This window comes from Christiangramia sediminicola (genome assembly GCF_031344135.1).
Lineage (GTDB): Bacteria > Bacteroidota > Bacteroidia > Flavobacteriales > Flavobacteriaceae > Christiangramia > Christiangramia sediminicola.
Genome location: NZ_JAVJIU010000001.1, coordinates 440619 through 460977, shown reverse-complemented (window position 1 = coordinate 460977; position 20359 = coordinate 440619). Strand labels below are relative to the sequence as shown.

The window sequence follows — 20359 nt, the reverse complement described above, 5'->3', positions numbered from 1 at the left end:
AATGAGCAAACAAAGCGAAGATTTTCTAAGCAAATCTGAAGAAGAGGAAATTGTTGATGCCATAAGACAGGCTGAAAGAACTACTAGTGGAGAGATTCGAGTTCACCTGGAGCCAAGCACTGGAGAACTGGATATTTTTGAACGTGCCATGGAGGTATTCCATATGCTTAAAATGGATAATACTAAACAGGATAATGGCGTATTGATCTATGTTGCCGTTGAGGACAGAAATTTTGTGATTTACGGAGACAAAGGAATCAATGATGTAGTCGCTGATGATTTCTGGGAAAGCACAAAAGACCTAATTGTTTCACATTTTAAAAAAGGTCGTTTTAAAGACGGCCTTGTAGAAGGAATCATCAAAGCGGGAGAACAGTTACAAAAACACTTCCCGTGGGATGAAAATGACACGAACGAATTATCTGATCAAATCTCTAAAGCTTAAGCTTATCAAACAATATATACTTTTATTCATTCTTTTTATTGGATTCACCGCGATTGCACAACGTGATATCCCTCCTAAACCTTTAGAACAAACCAGCGTTTATGATGAGGCCGATATGCTTTCATCATCTGAAGAAAAAAGACTGGAACAAAAGCTTATCAATTACGCAGATACTACATCCACCCAGATTGTTATTGTCACCATAGAATCCTTACAGGGAGAATATGAGGGAACCTATGCCGCTCACTGGGCTCATGAGTGGGGAATTGGCCAGAGTGAGAAAGACAATGGCCTTTTAGTTCTCATCGCCGAAAATGAGCGAAAGATCTGGATGACTACTGGTTACGGACTCGAAGCTTATCTAACTGACGCGAAATCTAAGGAGATCATTGAGCTAATTATTCTTCCAGAATTCAGAAATGGAAATATTTACGCCGGACTAAATAAAGGGACTACTGCAATTTTCCAGGTTCTAAATGGAACCTTTAAAGGCGCCCCGGGCAGGAAAAGTGGTTCTGGAGGCGGAATTCCACTTAAAGCCATTGTAGTATTTTTTATTTTCATCATGATCATTATCTCTATGTTCAATAAAAGAGGTGGCGGAAGAAATGGTGGAAGGAGAACCGGTAGAAGCGTTCTTTGGGATGCCATTATTCTAAGCTCACTTGGCCGAGGCAGTTTTGGCGGAGGCGGAGGTTTTGGAGGTAGTTCCGGTGGCGGCTTTGGCGGCGGTGGAGGCTTTGGAGGAGGTTTCGGTGGCGGAGGCTTTGGCGGTGGCGGTGCTGGTGGAAGCTGGTAATATCTAAATTATCCTATCAAATCTTTAAAACTTCCAAATGAACGATCAATTCTTCGAGGAAGAACAATTTGAAAATATACACTTCAATTCTGGCAACTTCAACATTGCAGACTACGAAGCCTGCAGCTTTATAAATTGCAGCTTTTCAGAAGTTAAATTAAATGGTTCGAAATTTACCGATTGCGAATTCAAGGATTGTGATCTTAGTAACGCAAAAATAGTTCAGACTGCTTTTCAGGGTTGTGAGTTTTTCAATTGTAAAATGATTGGTTTAAGATTTGACATCTGTGAAAGTTTTGGGTTTTCTATTAATGCAATCGAATGCGTTTTAAATCATTCAAGCTTTTTCCAGCTAAAGATGCCCGGAACCAACTTCTGTAAAAGCACACTTGAAAATGTCGATTTTTCCAGCGCTTTAATTTCGAAAGCTAAATTTTTTGAATGTGACCTTTCCGAAGCTATTTTTGACAATACGAATCTGGAGAATGCAGATTTCAGAAAAGCGACGAATTATATTATTGATCCTGAATTGAATAAAATTACCGGCGCGAAATTCTCAATGCCAGAGGTTACTGGCTTACTTGACAAGTATAAAATAATCATCGACTAGAATCTCGCTTAAAAACATAAAAAAAGCCACCTGAAATGGTGGCTTTTTTTCTATTACATAGTCAAATCTTTTAAGAAACTGCTTTCAGTTTACTCATTGTAGACTTGTTCAATTTATCATTTGCGTACTCTCTGGTAACGGTGAATTGATCTTCATCACTTTCAGGAAGCTCGAACATTGCATCTGTAAGTATCGCTTCACAAAGAGAACGTAGTCCTCGAGCACCTAACTTATACTCTACCGCTTTATCTACAATATAATCTAAGGCATCATCGGTGATTTCAAACTCGATATCATCCATTTCGAATAACTTCTTATACTGCTTAACGATCGCGTTCTTAGGCTCGGTTAGAATAGCTCGTAATGTTTTTCTATCCAGCGGATTCATAAACGTAAGAGCCGGTAAACGACCAATGATCTCTGGTATCAATCCAAATTCTTTAAGATCTTTCGGAATGATGTATTTAAGAAGATTAGTGCGCTCTATGGCATCTTCACTTTTTGAAGCACTAAATCCAACAGCCTGCATGTTTAATCGCTTACTGATGATCCTTTCGATTCCATCAAAAGCACCACCTGCGATAAACAGGATATTTTCAGTATCTACTTCTATAAATTTCTGATCAGGATGCTTACGCCCACCTTTTGGCGGAACATTTACAGTAGTTCCTTCAAGAAGTTTCAACAATGCCTGCTGAACACCTTCTCCTGAAACATCACGAGTAATTGACGGGTTATCACTTTTACGGGCTATCTTATCTATCTCATCGATAAATACGATTCCGCGTTGCGCTTTTTCAGTATTATAGTCGGCAGCCTGAAGAAGTCTGGTTAGAATTCCTTCTACATCTTCACCAACGTAACCAGCTTCAGTAAGTACTGTAGCATCAACGATTGCTAAAGGCACATTAAGCATCTTCGCAATTGTTCTTGCCATAAGGGTTTTACCTGTTCCGGTCTCCCCTACCATTACAATATTACTTTTCTGGATCTCTACGTCATCTTCACTTGCTGGTTGTAATAATCTTTTATAGTGGTTATAAACAGCAACCGACATTACCTTTTTTGTCTCTTCCTGACCGATGATGTATTCATCTAAAAACGATTTGATCGTTTTCGGTTTGCTTAACATCAGGTCTGAAGAAAGCTCTCTCGCTTCTCCCTGCTTGGATTCTTCAACTACAATTCCGTGAGCCTGTTCTATACAGCGATCACAAATATGAGCATCCAAACCAGCAATAAGCAGATTTGTTTCGGGCTTTTTTCTACCACAAAAGGAACATTCTAGATCTTCTTTCGCCATCATTTAAATTTTCGGGGTAATTACCTTCTTCAAAAGTAATTTACAATTTATCCTTCTCTTTTTAAAATTTCATCTATCATACCATACTCTTTAGCCTTTTCAGCTTTCATCCAGTAATCACGATCACTGTCCTCATGAACTTTCTCGTAAGTTTGCCCTGAATGCTTGGCAATGATATTATATAATTCCTCTTTTAAAGTCACTATTTCTCTTGCTGTGATCTCGATGTCACTTGCCTGTCCCTGTGCACCACCCATTGGCTGGTGAATCATCACACGACAGTGAGGAAGACCACTACGTTTTCCTGCCTCACCTGCACATAGAAGTACTGCTCCCATAGAAGCCGCCATTCCTGTACAGATCGTTGCAACATCTGGCTTTATGAACTGCATGGTATCATAGATCCCTAAACCAGCATAAACACTTCCTCCTGGTGAGTTGATATATATCTGAATATCTTTAGAAGCATCTGTACTTTCTAAAAATAACAACTGTGCCTGCACTATGTTAGCTACCTGCTCATTGATTCCGGTACCCAGGAATATGATCCTGTCCATCATCAATCTTGAGAAAACATCCATTGCCACGGCATTCATCTGGCGTTCTTCTATAATATTAGGAGTCATGCCTTGAGGCAACATACTACTAACAATCTTATCGTAATAATTGCTGTTTATGTTATGATCTGAGACAGCATATTTTCGAAATTCCTTTCCGTAGTCCATCAATTTTTTATCCTTTTCTTTTGTAATTAGTATCCCGGAATAAACAAAAAAAGGCGTTACCCCGGTTGAGTTAACGCCTTAAAGATAGGTAATATATCGTAAAAAGGCTTACTTATAAATAGCTTTCACAAATTCTTCGTAAGTAACCTCTTTTTCATCAAATTTCATGTTCTCTTTATAGAACGCAAGAAGCTTCTCATTCATCAATTGCTCTGAAAGTCTCTTCACTTCTTCCTGGTTTGACAAAATTCTTGCAGAGATATCATCAAGCTCTTTTTGAGAAGGATCCATCTGTCCAAACTGAGCCATTTGTTGTTTAATTTTTTCTGAAGTGAATTCTTTAAGGTCGTTAAAGTCTACATTCAGATTATTATCATTTACAACTTTTCCTTCGATCAACTGGTAACGAAGTCCTTTTTCGCTCTTTTCGTATTCTTCTTTAGCTTCCTCTTCAGTCATTGGTTTTTCACCAACCGTCTGGATCCACTTCTGAAGAAATTCTTTTGGCAATTCAAAATTAGTCGCTTCAATAAGAGCTTCAGTAATATCGTTCATCAATTGCTGATCACTCTGCTGCTCAAATTGCTTCGCTGCGTCTTCCTTGATCTTTTCTTTAAGTTCAGTAACCGACTTAACTTTATCCTTTCCGAATAATTTGTCGAATAATTCCTGATCAAGATCTGCAAGTTCTCTTTCGTTAACTTCAGAAATAGTGAATTCTACCTCGATATCAAGATCGTGAGCCTTATCATGCTCAATGCTTAAATGATTGATTAGCGCGTGATCATCTTCAAATAAATTCTTTGTCTTAAGAGTGATGGTATCACCCACTTTAGAACCTACAAATTTATTAAGGTTACGTTTCCCTTTGATGTTTTCAAGCTCGATAGTAGTTTCATTCTCGATACCTTCTTCTTCATTCTTGAAAGTACCTGCAACTGTATCTCCTTCAGCAACCTCTTCTTTTGTCTTTAGTTTTCCATATTGCTTCTGGATGCTGGTGATCTGATCGTTCACCATCTTCTCGTCTGCAACGATGTTATATTTTGTAACCGGCTTCTTAAGATCAAGGTCTACATCAAATTCAGGAGCGATTCCAAGTTCAAATTCGAAGCTATAGTTATCACTTTCCCAGTCAAAATTTTCCTGATCTTTTGGAAGCGGGTTCCCAAGAACGTCTAGTTTCTCTTCTGTAAGGTATTTGTTAAGACTTTCCTGAAGTAATTTATTTACCTCATCTACCAATACAGCCTGACCATATTGTTTCTTAACCATCCCCATAGGTACATGACCTTTTCTAAAACCGGGAATATTGGCATTCTTACGGTAATCCTTTAAAATCTTATCTACTTTACCGGCATAATCTTCTTTAGCGATATCAACTTTAACTACCGCATTTAATTCATCAATATTCTCTCTGGTAATATTCATTTTGATCTGTTATAAAAATTGGAGTGCAAAATTACGTTTTTTATTAAAGTCTGCAAACTTTCAAAATGTTGAAATTCAGTTAAATCTAATCTGTTTTAAGAATTGAGAAAAGTATTGATTGGATAAGAGACAGTAACAAACTAAATATTATAGCGATAAGCCATCCATCTACGTCAAATCCTCCTACAAATCCGTCTGCCAGGAAAATAATAACGGCATTAATCACCAGTAAGAATAATCCTAAGCTAAGAATGGTTACCGGAAGGGTTAATAGCACCAGTATCGGCTTAACTATAAAATTGAGTAATGCCAGTACTAAAGCTACTATGATGGCGGTTAAATAACTATCTACACTTACTCCAGGAAGCAACTTTGCCAGTATAACAACTGCCAGTGCGGTAAGCAATAATCTTAATATGAAATTCATAATTTTATTTGTTGGTTATTGGTAAAGTTGCAAAAAAAAGGTCGGGAATATCCCGACCTTTTTAAAATTTATATCAATTTTAATACTACTGAACGTTGTTGTTTATAGTAACTGTACCATAACTTCCAACATCTACACCAGGCACATCTGCACTGTAAGTAGCATTAATCTCGTTAACGATTTCATTAGCAATAACAGCATAACCTCTAGGAGTTAAATGAACACCATCTAGAGAAAAAGCTCCACCTGTAACAAAAGCAGATGAAACTGGCACACCGTCATAAAGTGTTCCTCCGTCTGCACCGATAGTTGCAAGTAAAGAATTAGCATCTACCAGACCTAAAGAATAGTTCTGAGCGATAGAAGCGATAGCTCCATTATACTGGGCAGTTACCTGAGCAACCAATGCCTGCTCTGAAGCAGTTAGCACGTGTTGATCACTAAGAGGCACAGAAACACCATTTACTAACATAGGATTATTATTCACGGTCGTTCCTATGAATGAAGCAGAAGTCAACGGAATAAGATCTGATGGAGTAGCCTGTCTCAACTGACCAAGTAATCCTGCAGTTTGAGCATCAAGACTAAATGGCGGTTGTTGAAGAACACCAGAAATATCTGTAAGATCTTCATCAACTAAAGTTACAAAGTTCTGAGAGCTTTCAGCGAAAGTGATCTTTCTACTGTTAGCTTCAGCTTCAGTTAACAATCCAGCCTGAACAAGACCTGGAAGAATTTGCGTGTTGTAAGCTCCAAATTGAGCGTTAAGCGCTCCAGCTGTCGCAGCATCTAATGGAATTGGATTTACTGGAACAACATTAAAAAATGGTATATCTGTAACATTAGGAATATTGATCAATACTCCTTCAGCTCCAAGTCCACTTTCACCTGCTAATTGAGAAACCAATGAATTATATACAAAAGCGAAGGCGTTTGCATCTGTAATATCATTAGGACCATATTGAGTAAAATCAGTCACATTTTCCTGGTATACACCAACACCACCTGAAGTAGCATAGCTTAATACATCATTGTTTCCAATCCATAATGTAAAGAAAGTTGGATTCTGAGCAATCGCATCTGCAAGAACTGTAGTAGTTTCAGAAGAAGCGAATCTAGCGAAATAAGGGTTTGCAGCACCTGTTGCCACACCAGCTACGCTACCGTATCCAGGAGCAAGAAGATGATAAGACTTGGCACCTGGAACGCCCATGTTTCCAAAAGGACCGCTAAGTTTATTAGAAACTTCTGTAGTAGGAGTTCCGTTATATCTAGCTGGACGTGCAGTAGCAAGAGATTCACCTGCCAATACAAATCTTGGTTCAGCAATCTGGTTTCCTCCTAAAAGAAGACCACCAACATTATCATTTACTAATGGCTGAGTAAAATCCATAGTTTCCTGAGTTAGAGCAAACTTGCTCGCCAGAATGTTAGGATATGAATTTTCCTGACCTGTAATGTAAAGAGATCCATCAGCGTATCCGGCTGTTAAAGAGTTTCCTAAAGCTACATAGTTAGAAAAATCTGCCTCTCCATTACTATAAACGTTTCCGTCTTCAATTGGATTGTCTAATTCAGGCTCACAGGAAACAACTCCAAGGGCCAGAATAGCTATATACTTAAAATAGTTTTTCATCGTCAAATTATATTTTAATAGTTACACCTAAACCTGGCACAAATGCGCTAGACTTGTAAGTTCCCTCAAAAGGAACATTTTGTCCGTTTTCCTGATAGTAATCATAAGATTCATCGATCTCTTTGAATTTACTGTAAAGGAAAGAAACATCGATTGCAACACTATCAGTAATATTTACTGAAAGTCCTCCGGTAAAGTTGTTTGAATCGTTTCTAGGAGTTTCAGGAGCAAAGTATCCTGATTGTACTGGTGATTCATCAAAGTAATAACCAGCTCTCAAAGTAAACATATCGTTAGCAGTATACTGAAGACCGAATCTATAGATTGAAGAATCTTCATATTCCCTTGGATTAAACGAATCTGGAGTTCCCGGAGCAGCAAAATCTACATCCAGTGATTCATAAACACCCCAAAAGGTTCTGTTATAATCAAAAGCAAATAACCACTTATCGTTTAACTGGTACGATGCACCAATGGTCAACTCAGCAGGTAGCGGTAATTCCGCATCAAAAGTTGTATCAGGGAACGCAGTTAGAGGTGAATTTGGCACATTCTGAAAATCTGCATCTCCATCTTCAGCCTTCACGATGATTTCTGAACGGTAATTCACACCAATATTCAGACTATCAATAGGGCTCCACATAGCACCAGCAGACCATCCAAAGGCACTTACACCAGAAGCGTCAACGGTAACATTCGTACGATTCCCTTCAAGATCGGTAAGTGTTCTATTCAGGTTTCTATTGAAGTTAACTGAACCGCTAACATAGATAGGTCCACCACCAACAGCTAGGTTATCAGTAATTTTATAAGAAGCTAACGCCTGCACATAAATAGCAGCCAGCTCAATATCATTTACAAGATGAGAACCTGCCCAATCTTTTTCCCATTCAACTGAACTTCCGTAAGGAGTGTAAGCCGCCAGACCAACACTAAATTTTTCACTTAATTTATACGAGAAATAAGCGTAGAAAGGGGTTCCTACCGGGCTATCGGTTCTGGCCATTTGCCCGTACTCTTCATTTTGCCATACTACATCAGAGAATACAGCACTCACACCAACAGCAGCATTGATCTTGTCTTCAAGAAAAACCAAACCAGCAGGGTTAAAGAAGGCCAATTCTGCATTGTTCACCACAGCAACTCCAGTGTGTCCCATAGCAAGTCCACGCTGACCTTGTAGACTTACCCTGTAACCACCGGCATAGTTCACTGCCGTAGCCATAACAAACAGGCCAAGTAAAAATAGTCTTTTCATAATTTAATTAGGATTATATTTAATATGTCTTAAAAAGCTCGTCCAAAAATAGCATAAAATACATATTATGCAATATTTTGACGCTATTTATTATGCATACATAATAAATTTAGAAAGAATTTAAACAAATTGAATTACAGCTTCGAAAAAGTCTTTCATATTTTCAGCATGAACCCAGTGCCCAGCTTTGGAAATCGTTTCGATCCTTGCTTCAGGAAAATGCTTTTTAATAAGTGGTTCCTCAGCCTTTGTGATATAATCAGAAAGCTCTCCGTTTATAAATAATGTAGGTCCATTATATTCCGCATCCTGAGGAAGCGCTCTTCCCACCTGCTCGATATTTTCTTTAAGAGCGTGAAGATTCATGCGCAGAGAAAGTTTTTCTTTAGTTTTCCAGTAAAGATTTTTCAAAAGAAATAACCGAACACCGGTTTCTTTAATATAGCCTTCAAGAAAATCTTCGGCATCTCCTCTGGAAGTGAGATTAGCCTCATCCAGTGCCGTTAACCCTTTTAAGATCTGCTGATGATGTGGCTCATAATATTTTGGCGCAATATCTACAATAACTAATTTCTCTACCAGGCCTTCGTTCTCGCAGGCGAGCAACATAGCTGTTTTCCCTCCCATAGAATGCCCCATTAAAGTGATATTTTTAAGATCGTGAGATTGGCAATATTCAACTACATCTGCAGCCATCAATTCATAAGAAAAATCATCACTATGTGGACTCTTACCATGATTTCGCTGATCTATCAAGTGAACCTGAAAACCGTTTTCGGCAAATTTCTTACCCAGAGTTTTCCAGTTATCGCTCATTCCTAAAAATCCGTGTAGAATTAGCAAAGGCTTTCCTTCACCAAGTATCACTGAATGTAATTTCATCTATTTCAATAATTTTAAATATTGCTGAATCGTTTTCTCCAACCCCATATAGAGCGCTTCTGAAATTAAAGCATGCCCAATGGAAACTTCGTCCAGATGCTGAACACTATCTTTGAAGAATTTAATGTTCTGCAAGGAAAGATCATGCCCTGCATTGATTCCTAATCCTAATTTATTTGCCAGCACAGCACATTCGGCATAAGCTTTGGCTGCGTTCTTATCTCCTTTGGCATAATCTACCGCGAAAGATTCAGTGTAAAGTTCGATCCTGTTAGTGCCTGTTTCCGAAGCACCTTTAATCATTTCATTTACCGGGTCTACAAAGATCGAAGTTCTTATTCCGTTAGAATTAAACTCTGAAATCACTTCTTTCAGATACTCCTTATGTTTAATAGTATCCCAACCGGCATTCGAGGTAATAGCATCTTCAGCATCTGGCACCAAAGTAACTTGCGCTGGTTTCACTTCCAGCACCAGATCTATAAATTGCTGAATTGGCTTACCTTCTATATTAAATTCAGTCTTCAGAATTGGTTTTAATTCACGAGCATCTGCATAGCGAATATGTCTTTCATCGGGTCTTGGATGCACAGTAATCCCTTCTGCCCCAAAAGATTCAATACTCCTTGCTGCTTCCAGAACATTGGGAACATCACCGCCTCGTGCATTTCTAAGGGTGGCGATCTTATTAATATTTACGCTTAATTTCGTCATTTTCACATCATTTATTTATCAAAAATACAAAGTGTAGTCTGCTTCAATGAATTTTATTTTGATTAATTTGCATAAAAGGAATAGATAGAAATGAGTTTGAAAGAGTACATATTGAATGATGTTGAGATCATAAATCTTTCCGAAAAGATTGGTGAGGTTCAGAAACTTTTCAATCAATTAACCTTTACACATCTTCCGGTAGAAAGTGAAGGTATTTATATTGGTTGTATCTCAGAGAACGATGTAAGATGTTTTGAAAACGACAAAACCCTGGAAGATTACCGCTATGCCCTGGAAGGTTTCTTTGTAAAAGAAAGCAATTACTGGCTAGATAGCCTGGAAACTTTTGCCCAGAACAATTCCAATATTTTACCTGTTCTGGATGAAGACAACACTTATATGGGTTATGTAGAATTGAATGAAATGATCTCTTTATTCAAGGAAACTCCTTTTTTAAATGAACCCGGAAACATCCTGGTAGTAGAAAAAGCATTTAAAGATTATACCTTTGGCGAAGTAAGCCAGATCGTAGAATCTAATAACGCCCATCTTTTAGGAGCTTTTGTTTCTAAAATGGAAAATGACATGGCAGAGATCACTTTAAAGATCACTCCATCTGGAATGAATGAGATCATTCAGGCGTTTAGAAGGTATGGCTATATTATAATTTCAGAACACCAGGAAGATACTTTTAATAAAAATTTGAAAGATCGCTCTAAATATCTGGATAAATACCTGAACATATAATTTATGAAAATAGGCATTTACGGTCAGTTCTATCACGCCAATGCAGCTCAATATATAGGTCAGCTTCTAGAATTACTCGACCAGAAAAGTATAGAAGTATTTATTGAAGAGGATTTTCTAAAACTCATTCATAGTAATAATAATATTGAAAAAGATTATAAACACTTCAGCGCTTTTGAAGAGTTAGATAATTCATTTGATCTATTTTTCTGTATCGGAGGTGATGGTACAATCTTAAAATCTATTAATTATATAAGGAACCTGGATATTCCTATCGTTGGAATTAATACCGGAAGACTTGGGTTTCTTGCGACTATTCAAAAAGAACAGATCAAAAGTACCCTGGAAGAAATTCTGGAAAAAAAGTTCAGTCTTTCTCCAAGATCTGTTCTTACCATGGAAACTAATCCAAAAAGTTTTGATCCTGTCTTTTCCCACATCGCATTGAATGAAATTGCCGTTAGCCGTAAAAACACGACTTCCATGATCACTGTAGATACATGGCTGGACGATCAATACCTTACATCGTACTGGGCAGACGGTTTAATAATCGCAACCCCAACCGGGTCTACTGGTTACTCCTTAAGTTGCGGCGGCCCGGTAATCACGCCAGATGCCGACTCATTAGTAATAACTCCTATCGCACCACATAATCTTAATGCAAGACCACTTGTAATTAAAGATCACACCAGAATAAAATTAAAGGTTTCAGGACGAGGAAAGGAACATTTGGTTTCCATGGACTCAAGAATCGCTACCCTACAAAACGATACTGAGATCATTATTAAAAAAGCACCCTACACCATTAATTTCGTAGAACTACAGGAAGACAGCTTTCTTAATACCCTTAGAAAAAAACTTCTTTGGGGTGAAGACAAGCGTAATTAAGCAATAAAAACTTCCAAAAACTGTTTATACGTATGTACAAATCTGCTCAAATTATTGCAGAGCAAACAGAATTGTTATATTTGCAAACTTTTGAAAACCTATGAGGTACCTAATCGCATTTGTGTTAATGGCGTTTTTTACTGTAAGTTCCTACTCTCAACAAGTTGAGATCGGGGCTTTTGCCGGAGGTGCAAATTTTATTGGAGATGTTGGAAAATCCAATTATATCCTACCGAATTCACCGGTGGGCGGCTTGGTTGCCAAGTGGAACCGAAGCTCCAGGCATGCATTAAGATTATCATTATTATATGCACAAATTTCAGCAGATGATGAAAAATCTGATGATACAAGAAGACAGCAAAGAGGTTATTCATTTGATAATACCATTGCTGAAGCTACTTTAGGACTGGAATTCAATTTTTATGATTTCGATCTTAGCGAACCGCTACCTCAAAAAACCCCTTATTTATATACGGGGATAACCTATTTCAAAGCAGATCACCTGTATCTTGAGAATGGGAGAGCTAACAACCTGGTAAATCAGGATGCTGCAAACTGGGAATTTGCCATTCCCATGGTGATGGGTTATAAAGAAGCTGTTAGTGAACATATTATCGGGGCAATAGAAATTGGTGCGAGATACACCTTTACCGATAATATAGACGGTAGCTGGCCTGAAGAATATTTAGGAAGAAGAGAGCCGGCAGCCGAATTTGGAAATAGAAATACAAACGACTGGTACGTTTTTACCGGTATAACATTCACTTTTACTTTTGGGCGAAAGCCATGTTATTGCTTTTAAATGAAATATAAAGACAATTTAAACCTTCAAAAATTACCCGAGCACATTGCCATCATTATGGATGGTAATGGCAGATGGGCTAAGCAAAAAGGTTTCCTTAGGGCATCAGGGCATAAAGAAGGCACTAAGGCGGTAAGAGATGTTGTAGAAGGTTGTGCTGAAATTGGAGTGAAAAACCTTACACTCTATGCTTTCTCTACTGAAAATTGGAACAGGCCTAAACTTGAAGTTGACACTCTTATGAAACTCCTGGTTTCGTCATTAAAAAAAGAGATCAAAACTTTAAAAGACAATAATATTAAGCTTAACTGTATTGGAAATATTTCCAGTCTTCCTAAAAAGGCAAGGCATGAACTACTGGATGTGATTGAAAAAACATCTTCCAATAACAGAATGACCTTAACTCTTGCTTTAAGCTACGGAAGCCGTGAAGAAATCACGAATTCTTTTAGGCAGATTGCAACGAAGGTTAAAAGTGGAGAATTATCTGAAGATGCTATTGATGAATCGGTTATAAATGAGCATCTTTACACCCAAAATTTACCAGATGTGGATCTTTTGATCCGCACCAGCGGTGAGCAACGTATAAGCAACTTCCTTTTATGGCAGATTGCTTATGCCGAATTGTATTTTACGAAAATCTTATGGCCTGATTACAGAAGGGAAGATCTTTTTGAAGCCATATACAACTATCAAAACAGAGAAAGAAGATTTGGAAAAACAAGTGAGCAACTCAGTTAGTGCATTCATGACGAAAAAGATATTTACACTTTTTGCAATTTTTTTCATTTTCAGTATAGCTGCCAAAGCACAGGACCTACCCCTTGGAGATTCAAAAAAATATACCATTGGAGAAATCAAGGTTACCGGTACTACTACCTATAATGAAAAAACCGTAATCACCTATACAGGACTTAAAGAAGGAGAGGAAATTTATATTCCGGGAGAAAAATTACGTGATGTAATTAACAAACTCTGGAAACTGGAACTCTTCAGTGATATCAACTTCTACATTACAAATGTTGATGGTAATGTTGCAGATCTTGAACTTGAGATTAAAGAAGTTCCTGTACTTAACCAGGTTAAATTTACAGGGATCAAGAAAAAGAGCGAACGTGAAGATCTAATTGACGAGAGCGATCTAAAGCCCGGTGTTAAAGTAAACGAAAACCTGCTTACCACTTCTCAGAATTATATCCAGAACAAATTCAAGAAAGAAGGTTACTTCAATACGAAAGTTGATATTCGAACTTCAGAGGCTACAGACACCACCAATTCAAATAAAGTGAATATGGTAGTTGATATCGAAAAAGGTGAGAGAGTAAAGATCGCCGATATCGATATTATTGGTAATGAAAAACTTTCTGATGCGAAGTTGAAACGCAACATGAAGAATACCAAGGAAAAGAAATTCTACAGATTCTGGAAGCGTTCTAAGTTTGTAAGATCAGATTATCAGGAAGATAAAGTTTCCCTGATAGATAAATACAAAGAAGAAGGATACAGAGATGCGAGAATCATTTCAGATACTTTGGAAAAGGTAGGTGAAGAGGATATTGCTCTTACATTAAATGTTGAAGAAGGAAATCAATATTACATCGGTGAAATAGATTTCCTTGGAAACTCTGCTTATACGGACGAAGCTTTAGGAAGAGTTCTTGGACTGGAAAAAGGAGATATATACAACGGGGTACTTATCGATGAAAGAATCCAGGGAAGAGAACCAAATAAAACTTCGGTTGCCAACCTTTATCAGAATAACGGTTATTTATTTTCTACTATAGATCTTGTTGAAACAAACGTTTATAATGATACTATAGATTTTGAAGTTAGGATCATAGAAGGTAAAGAAGCTTATTTCGATGAAATTAGAGTTACCGGTAACGAAAAAACGAAAGATCACGTGATCTACCGTGAAATGAGAACGAAGCCTGGACAAAAATACAGTCAGGAAGCAGTTGTCGCTACCGTTCGTGAACTTGGTGCACTTGGTTTCTTTGATGCTGAACAATTGAATCCTGAATTCGTTGAACCAGATCCAAGAGAAGGAACCTTAAGCCTGGAATATCAGGTTGTAGAGGCCGGAGCAAGCCAGATCGAACTACAAGGTGGTTACGGTGGAGGTGGTTTCATTGGAACCTTAGGTCTTTCTTTCAATAACTTCTCTATACAGGGATTATTTGATAAAGACGCCTATGACCCAATCCCAATGGGAGATGGACAATCGCTTTCGCTTAGAGCTCAGGCAAGTACTTTTTATCAGACTTACAGCCTATCGTTCAGAGAGCCTTGGTTAGGAGGTAAAAGACCGGTTAGTTTATCTACTTCTTTCAGTTATACCAGACAATTCCTATTCGATTATATTGAAAGAGAAGCAGATAAAACTAGAAGTTTTGATATTCTTGGAGTTAGCGTTGGTCTTGCAAAAAGACTTACTTCTCCAGATCAATACGTAACCATCGCCAACAATGTAGGATTCCAGAGATATAATCTTAACAACTATAATACTGGATTATTTACTTTCGGTAATGGTCACTCTAACAACCTTTATTACCAATTAGGAATTACTAGAGATAACACAGCATTCAACCCTATTTTCCCTACAAGAGGTTCTAAATTCGCATTTACTGCGAAACTAACCCCTCCTTACTCATTATGGAATGGTGTAGACTACGGGAATTTGGAGAATATGGATGAATACCAGTTAAGAGATGATAATGGTAATCTAATTGACAACCAGGGGAATCGTGTAACAAGAGAAAACTCTGTTCCAGATCAGGAAAAAGTTGATCAGAAAAAATACAACTGGTTAGAATTCTATAAAATTAAACTTGACGGTAGCTGGTATGAAACTCTTGCTAGTTTTGGACCAAGTAGCAACCTTGTATTAAGAACTCATGCCGAATTTGGATTCTTAGGAGCGTACAATAGTGAAAGAGGTGTTCCACCATTTGAGCGTTTCTACCTTGGTGGTGATGGTCTTGGTGCTTATAGCCTTGATGGTAGAGAAACAATCCAGTTAAGAGGATATCCAAACCAGTCTGTTGTACCTTTAGATAGACCAGCAGATGAGAGAGATGATGGAGCTGTGATCTATAACAAATACTCTCTGGAACTTCGTTTTCCAATTACTTTGAAACCTGCAGCATCTATTTATGCACTTTCATTCCTGGAGGCTGGAGCGACTTATGACAATTTTAGAGACTACAATCCGTTTCAATTAAATAGATCTGCGGGAGTTGGATTAAGAATATTCATGCCAACCTTCGGATTATTAGGTATTGACTTTGGATACGGATTTGACGAGATAGTTGGTCAATCAGGTCCAAATGGATGGGAAACACACTTTATCATTGGTCAACAGTTTTAATTTGGCACGATATTTTCTATATTCGATTTAAATGAAAAAAAGAATATTATCCATAGTAGCAATTGCAGCACTTAGTATATCATCGCTATCAGCTCAAAAAAGCATCAGACTTGGTTACATAGATATGGAGTATATTCTTGAAAATGTTCCGGAATATCAACAAGCCAGCAGGCAACTTGATAATCGCGTTCAGGAATGGAAAGCTGAAGCTGAAGCGAAAATGCAGAAGGTGGAAGATATGAAGACCAGACTGGATAATGAAAGAGCTCTTTTGACTAAGGAATTGATCGAAGAGCGCGAAGGAGAGATCGCATATATGGAGCAACAGGCCAGGGAATATCAGCAAAATAGATTTGGCCCGAATGGTGATTATATGATCCAGAAAAAACAATTGGTAAGACCAATCCAGGATCAGGTTTTCACCGCTGTTCAGCAGATAGCTGAAAATAGGAATTTAGATTTCGTTTTTGACCGCACTGCAGATATTGGAATGATATATGCAGATCAACAATACGATGTTAGCGAAACTGTTCTAAGAACTATTAAAAGAACTGCAAACCGTGAACAACTTGAAAACAGGGATGAGATCAAGAAATTCGAGCAGGAAGAAAACAGAACTGTTGAGCAGGACAAAGAAATAACCGAAAGAGAAGAATTGGTTGAACAGCGTAAAACTGAACGTGAAGCTTTTATCGAAGAAAGAAAGAGAGAAAGAGATTCATTAAAGGCTGCGAGACAGAAAGAGTTTGAAGATAGAAGAGCTAAAATTCTAGCTGAAAGAGAAAGAAAAAGAGATTCTATTATCAATGCAAGAGAACAAAAGAACGATACAATAAATTAAATTTTTTAAACCTTAATTAAACTTAACGAAGATTACAATGAAACAATTCAGAACACTTTTTATAGCTTTAGCTTTAATGATTGGCGCTACTGCTTTCACAAATGCACAGTCTAAGGTTGCACATATCGCTACTCAAGATCTAGTACAATCATTACCTGAGTATAAAGGCGCGATGGATCAGCTTCAAAAACTAGAAAAGACTTATGACGCAGAGATAAAAGATATGTTATCTGAAGCTCAAAGTACAATGCAACGTTACGAAGCAGAAGCAAATACTAAGTCTGAAGAGGAAAACCAAAAGAGAGCTACAGAACTTCAAGCTGCACAAAGAAGAATTCAGGAGCATAGCTCTAAAGCAAGACAGGATCTACAGAAAAAAGAAACTGATCTACTTAGACCAATCCTTGAAAAAGTTCGTACAGCTATTCAGAAAGTAGCAAGAGCTAAAGGTTACGATTACGTTCTAGATTCAACTACTGGAACTGGAGTACTTCTAGCTGATGGTTATGATCTAATGCCAGACGTAAAGAAAGAATTAGGACTGTAATTACAGCCCATTCCAAATAATTTTATAAAACTGCGTACAGAAATGTACGCAGTTTTTATTTTTGTACATATATGAATGATCCCAGACCTATTGGAATTTTTGATTCAGGCGTTGGTGGCACTTCCATCTGGAAGGAAATCCACAATCTATTGCCGTCTGAAAAAACGATCTATTTATCTGATAGTTTAAACGCTCCGTACGGAATTAAAACCCAGGAGAAGATCATTCAGCTCTCCATTAAGAATACTGAAAAGCTCCTGGAGATGAATTGCAAGCTTATTGTTGTTGCTTGCAATACAGCTACCACAAATGCCGTAAAAGTGCTTCGTTCAACTTATAATGTTCCTTTTATAGGTATTGAGCCGGCTATTAAACCAGCAGCATTAAAAAGTTCGAATAAAGCCATTGGAATTCTAGCGACTCGCGGAACACTTACCAGTGAATTATTCGCTCAAACTTCAGAATTATATACCAGGGATATTGACGTTATTGAAGTTGAAGGAAACGGGCTCGTTGAATTGATTGAAAGCGGAAAAAAAGATTCAGAAAAAACAAGGGAATTACTGGAGATCTTATTAGCGCCTATGATTGAGGCCAAAATTGATTACCTCGTGCTAGGCTGTAGCCATTATCCTTACCTGATACCACTACTTACCGAAATTTTACCTGAAGATGTAAAGATCATCGATTCGGGAGAAGCTGTCGCGAGACAGACGAAGGCAATTTTAAACAATAACAATATTCTAAATTCAAATTCTGTGAAGGTTACTCCTGAATTCTACACGAATATTGATCCACGAGTGCTTTCAGAAATTATCAACGCAAATGTAAATGCGTATAAAGTAGAACAGCTGGATTTCTAGTTGTTGATAGCAGGACATTTACAATGGTAACGTTCCCGGCTTTCACCAAAGTTATATCCCAGAGTCAATTGGTGAAATCCTCCATTACTAAGTACAATAGAATTCAATTGATAACTATAGGTATATCCAAATACGAATTTCTTGTAATTGATTCCTACAAAAGGTGTGATATATCTTAATTGCTGATTATTCACCTGCTCACCGTCCCTAGTATATTCTGCACTTTCAAAACCATTACGGTAAGAAAGCCCTCCCCATAATTTTCCATTTTCAAGTTCATAATACGCTTTGGCATTTACATCCAATGCCATTTCGTTAGTAGCTTCACGGGCCTGAAAAAGTATGGAAGGTTCAAAACTCCATGGATCATATTGATTCAGAGAAAATACATAACCTGCCGAAAAAAGATACTTTCTCATATTACTCGGTACGGCATCAGAATAAAATAATTCCCTGCTTACTGAAAGAATATTTTTTGCTGCAAAATGGAAATAAAGATCTCTTACGTAGTAAGATATTCCAAAATCCATATTGGCAAAAATATCTGAATCATTCTCCCCAATTAAAGGATCAAATCTGGTAAAACCACTAGTATCAAGTCGATGTTGGATGACTCCAGCACTAATCCCAAAAGACAATTGATTAAGATCTACCGTACTTCTGGAAAACATTAAATGATAAGCAAAAGTGGCATAACCACCAAGCTTGGAATAATTACCATTTTCATCCCTGAATAAAATTCCCCCTACTCCAATTTTATCACTGATCCTGGAATTATATGCCAACGTTTGTAAGTTGGGTGCTTCCTCAACGTCGAACCACTGCTGCCTGGCAGTAAGTCTTAATTTATCGTAATTGGAGGCCCCGGCCATCGATGGATGGATGAGATATAAATTGTCGGTTAAGTAATCGGAATATGTTGGAATTATTTCCTGTGCCTTTACTGCCGAATTATTAATTAATAAACTCAACAATAAAAACAAGGAATACTTTAGAACATTAGGACGTCTGGTATAAGCCCAAAAAATAAGTGTATTAGTCCCCATAAAGGCTGTAAATATATGTAATAGCTTGTTTTTCTTTAGTATTTTTGTCAAAAATTTTGAAATGAAAGATTTCACTATCAACATAGTAAGAACAACAACTCCTTCGATTGTAAAATTTGAAGCAGATAAATTTCTTACACGCCACGAAAATTTTGAATTTAAGAATATCGATGAGGCTTCAAGATCACCTCTTGCTCAACAATTGTTCTACCTCCCTTTTGTTAAAACGGTTTATATCGCACAGAATTTCATTGCGATAGAAAAATATGACATTGTTGAATGGGAAGACGTTGAAAAGGAAGTGGCTGATCAAATTAGCGCCTACCTTAATAAAGGCGGAGAGGTTATTAAAGAAGTTAAGGCAACTTCTGGAAAGGTACCGGTAACGGTCTACGCTGAAAGCACTCCGAATCCAGCGGTGATGAAATTTGTCGCCAACAAGAAGCTGGTTTTAAAATCGGTTGAATTCAAGAATATTGATGAAGCGAAGAACGCACCATTAGTGCAGAAACTTTTCCATTTTCCATTCGTAAAAGAAGTTTTTATTGACGAAAACTATGTTTCTATCCAGAAATACGACATGGCGGGATGGGAAGAGATCACTCTTGAATTACGAGAATTTATTAAGAATTACATCGAAGAAGGAAATGAGGTTTTAACTGCTGAAACGGTTGAAGCTACCAATAAAGCTTCAAAAACTCAGGAAGGAAAAACTGCTGAATTTGATCATCTTGATGATACTTCTCAACAAGTGATCGCGATTCTTGATGAATATATTAAACCTGCTGTTGCCAGTGATGGTGGTAATATTTTATTCGACAGCTATAACGAAGACAATAAGACCGTTCGAGTAATCCTTCAGGGAGCCTGCAGCGGATGCCCTTCTTCAACAATGACATTGAAAAGTGGAATTGAAACCATGCTTAGAGATATGATGCGAGGTAAGGTTGAATATGTTGAAGCGGTTAATGGTTAAATAGAAATTTGATATACAAATAAAAAAATCCCTTTTTCAAGGGATTTTT

At 37.6% G+C, this 20359-nt stretch carries 21 protein-coding genes; 12 read left to right on the top strand and 9 right to left on the bottom strand.

The genetic code is table 11. The annotated features are described in order from the left end of the window. Window position 1: 1 nt before the first annotated feature. The 3 genes from RE431_RS02145 to RE431_RS02135 are packed head-to-tail and all read left to right on the top strand — an operon-like array spanning window position 2 to window position 1854. Window positions 2-445: a TPM domain-containing protein gene (locus tag RE431_RS02145; RefSeq protein WP_309560310.1), complete on the top strand. Its 444-nt coding sequence runs from the start codon at window positions 2-4 to the stop codon at window positions 443-445. Continuing rightward, window positions 405-1244 (top strand): TPM domain-containing protein, encoded by an 840-nt coding sequence (locus RE431_RS02140; protein ID WP_309560626.1) that lies wholly within the window; start codon window positions 405-407, stop codon window positions 1242-1244. The genes RE431_RS02145 and RE431_RS02140 overlap by 41 nt, the downstream gene beginning before the upstream one ends. 37 nt (window positions 1245-1281) lie before the next feature. Further along, on the top strand, window positions 1282-1854 hold the full coding sequence (locus tag RE431_RS02135) for a pentapeptide repeat-containing protein (RefSeq protein ID WP_309560309.1): 573 nt from the start codon (window positions 1282-1284) through the stop codon (window positions 1852-1854). A gap of 70 nt (window positions 1855-1924) precedes the next feature. Here the strand turns inward: RE431_RS02135 and clpX are convergent, their stop codons facing one another. The 8 genes from clpX to RE431_RS02095 all read right to left on the bottom strand — a co-directional run bounded on the left by clpX (window position 1925) and on the right by RE431_RS02095 (window position 10230). Continuing rightward, window positions 1925-3157, bottom strand: coding sequence for an ATP-dependent Clp protease ATP-binding subunit ClpX (gene clpX / locus RE431_RS02130; RefSeq protein ID WP_309560308.1), 1233 nt, complete (start codon window positions 3155-3157; stop codon window positions 1925-1927). Between the two features lie 47 nt (window positions 3158-3204). Then, window positions 3205-3882: an ATP-dependent Clp endopeptidase proteolytic subunit ClpP gene (gene clpP / locus RE431_RS02125; protein ID WP_309560307.1), complete on the bottom strand. Its 678-nt coding sequence runs from the start codon at window positions 3880-3882 to the stop codon at window positions 3205-3207. 108 nt (window positions 3883-3990) lie between these two features. Continuing rightward, entirely contained in the window at window positions 3991-5313 is a 1323-nt protein-coding gene (gene tig / locus RE431_RS02120; protein WP_309560306.1) for a trigger factor, read from the bottom strand. A gap of 85 nt (window positions 5314-5398) precedes the next feature. Next, window positions 5399-5740 (bottom strand): phage holin family protein, encoded by a 342-nt coding sequence (locus tag RE431_RS02115; protein ID WP_309560305.1) that lies wholly within the window; start codon window positions 5738-5740, stop codon window positions 5399-5401. Window positions 5741-5825: 85 nt separating this feature from the next. Then, window positions 5826-7376, bottom strand: coding sequence for a G-D-S-L family lipolytic protein (locus tag RE431_RS02110; protein ID WP_309560304.1), 1551 nt, complete (start codon window positions 7374-7376; stop codon window positions 5826-5828). Between the two features lie 7 nt (window positions 7377-7383). Further along, window positions 7384-8634: an OmpP1/FadL family transporter gene (locus RE431_RS02105; protein WP_309560303.1), complete on the bottom strand. Its 1251-nt coding sequence runs from the start codon at window positions 8632-8634 to the stop codon at window positions 7384-7386. Between the two features lie 120 nt (window positions 8635-8754). Then, a complete protein-coding gene (locus tag RE431_RS02100) occupies window positions 8755-9516 on the bottom strand; it encodes an alpha/beta fold hydrolase (RefSeq protein WP_309560302.1) in 762 nt (253 codons plus the stop codon). Continuing rightward, complete coding sequence (locus RE431_RS02095; protein ID WP_309560301.1) at window positions 9517-10230, bottom strand: pyridoxine 5'-phosphate synthase; 714 nt, start codon at window positions 10228-10230, stop codon at window positions 9517-9519. Between the two features lie 90 nt (window positions 10231-10320). On the opposite strand from RE431_RS02095, the gene RE431_RS02090 reads away from it, so the two are divergent. From RE431_RS02090 to murI, 8 genes are all read left to right on the top strand, one after another. Beyond that, complete coding sequence (locus RE431_RS02090) at window positions 10321-10977, top strand: CBS domain-containing protein (protein WP_309560300.1); 657 nt, start codon at window positions 10321-10323, stop codon at window positions 10975-10977. 3 nt (window positions 10978-10980) lie between these two features. Beyond that, complete coding sequence (locus RE431_RS02085) at window positions 10981-11865, top strand: NAD kinase (protein ID WP_309560299.1); 885 nt, start codon at window positions 10981-10983, stop codon at window positions 11863-11865. Between the two features lie 100 nt (window positions 11866-11965). Continuing rightward, the gene (gene porG, locus RE431_RS02080; protein ID WP_309560298.1) at window positions 11966-12667 is read left to right on the top strand and encodes a type IX secretion system protein PorG; all 702 of its coding nucleotides are present in this window, start codon (window positions 11966-11968) and stop codon (window positions 12665-12667) included. Then, window positions 12668-13408, top strand: a complete 741-nt coding sequence (locus RE431_RS02075) for an isoprenyl transferase (protein ID WP_309560297.1) — start codon at window positions 12668-12670, stop codon at window positions 13406-13408. It begins immediately after the preceding gene. Between the two features lie 7 nt (window positions 13409-13415). Next, the gene (locus RE431_RS02070; RefSeq protein ID WP_309560296.1) at window positions 13416-16037 is read left to right on the top strand and encodes a BamA/OMP85 family outer membrane protein; all 2622 of its coding nucleotides are present in this window, start codon (window positions 13416-13418) and stop codon (window positions 16035-16037) included. A 31-nt stretch (window positions 16038-16068) separates the two neighbouring features. Then, a complete protein-coding gene (locus RE431_RS02065; RefSeq protein ID WP_309560295.1) occupies window positions 16069-16878 on the top strand; it encodes an OmpH/Skp family outer membrane protein in 810 nt (269 codons plus the stop codon). Between the two features lie 37 nt (window positions 16879-16915). Further along, entirely contained in the window at window positions 16916-17425 is a 510-nt protein-coding gene (locus tag RE431_RS02060; protein ID WP_309560294.1) for an OmpH/Skp family outer membrane protein, read from the top strand. Between the two features lie 71 nt (window positions 17426-17496). Further along, window positions 17497-18288 carry a glutamate racemase gene (gene murI / locus RE431_RS02055; RefSeq protein ID WP_309560293.1) on the top strand — a complete coding sequence of 264 codons (792 nt, stop codon included), beginning with the start codon at window positions 17497-17499 and terminating at the stop codon, window positions 18286-18288. Here the strand turns inward: murI and RE431_RS02050 are convergent. After that, window positions 18285-19385 (bottom strand): PorP/SprF family type IX secretion system membrane protein, encoded by a 1101-nt coding sequence (locus tag RE431_RS02050; protein ID WP_472924701.1) that lies wholly within the window; start codon window positions 19383-19385, stop codon window positions 18285-18287. The two genes, murI and RE431_RS02050, sit on opposite strands and share 4 nt — an antisense overlap. 10 nt (window positions 19386-19395) lie before the next feature. Here RE431_RS02050 and RE431_RS02045 point away from each other — a divergent pair, with 10 nt between their 5' ends. Further along, window positions 19396-20310, top strand: a complete 915-nt coding sequence (locus RE431_RS02045) for a NifU family protein (RefSeq protein WP_309560292.1) — start codon at window positions 19396-19398, stop codon at window positions 20308-20310. The last annotated feature ends 49 nt before the right edge of the window (window positions 20311-20359 follow it).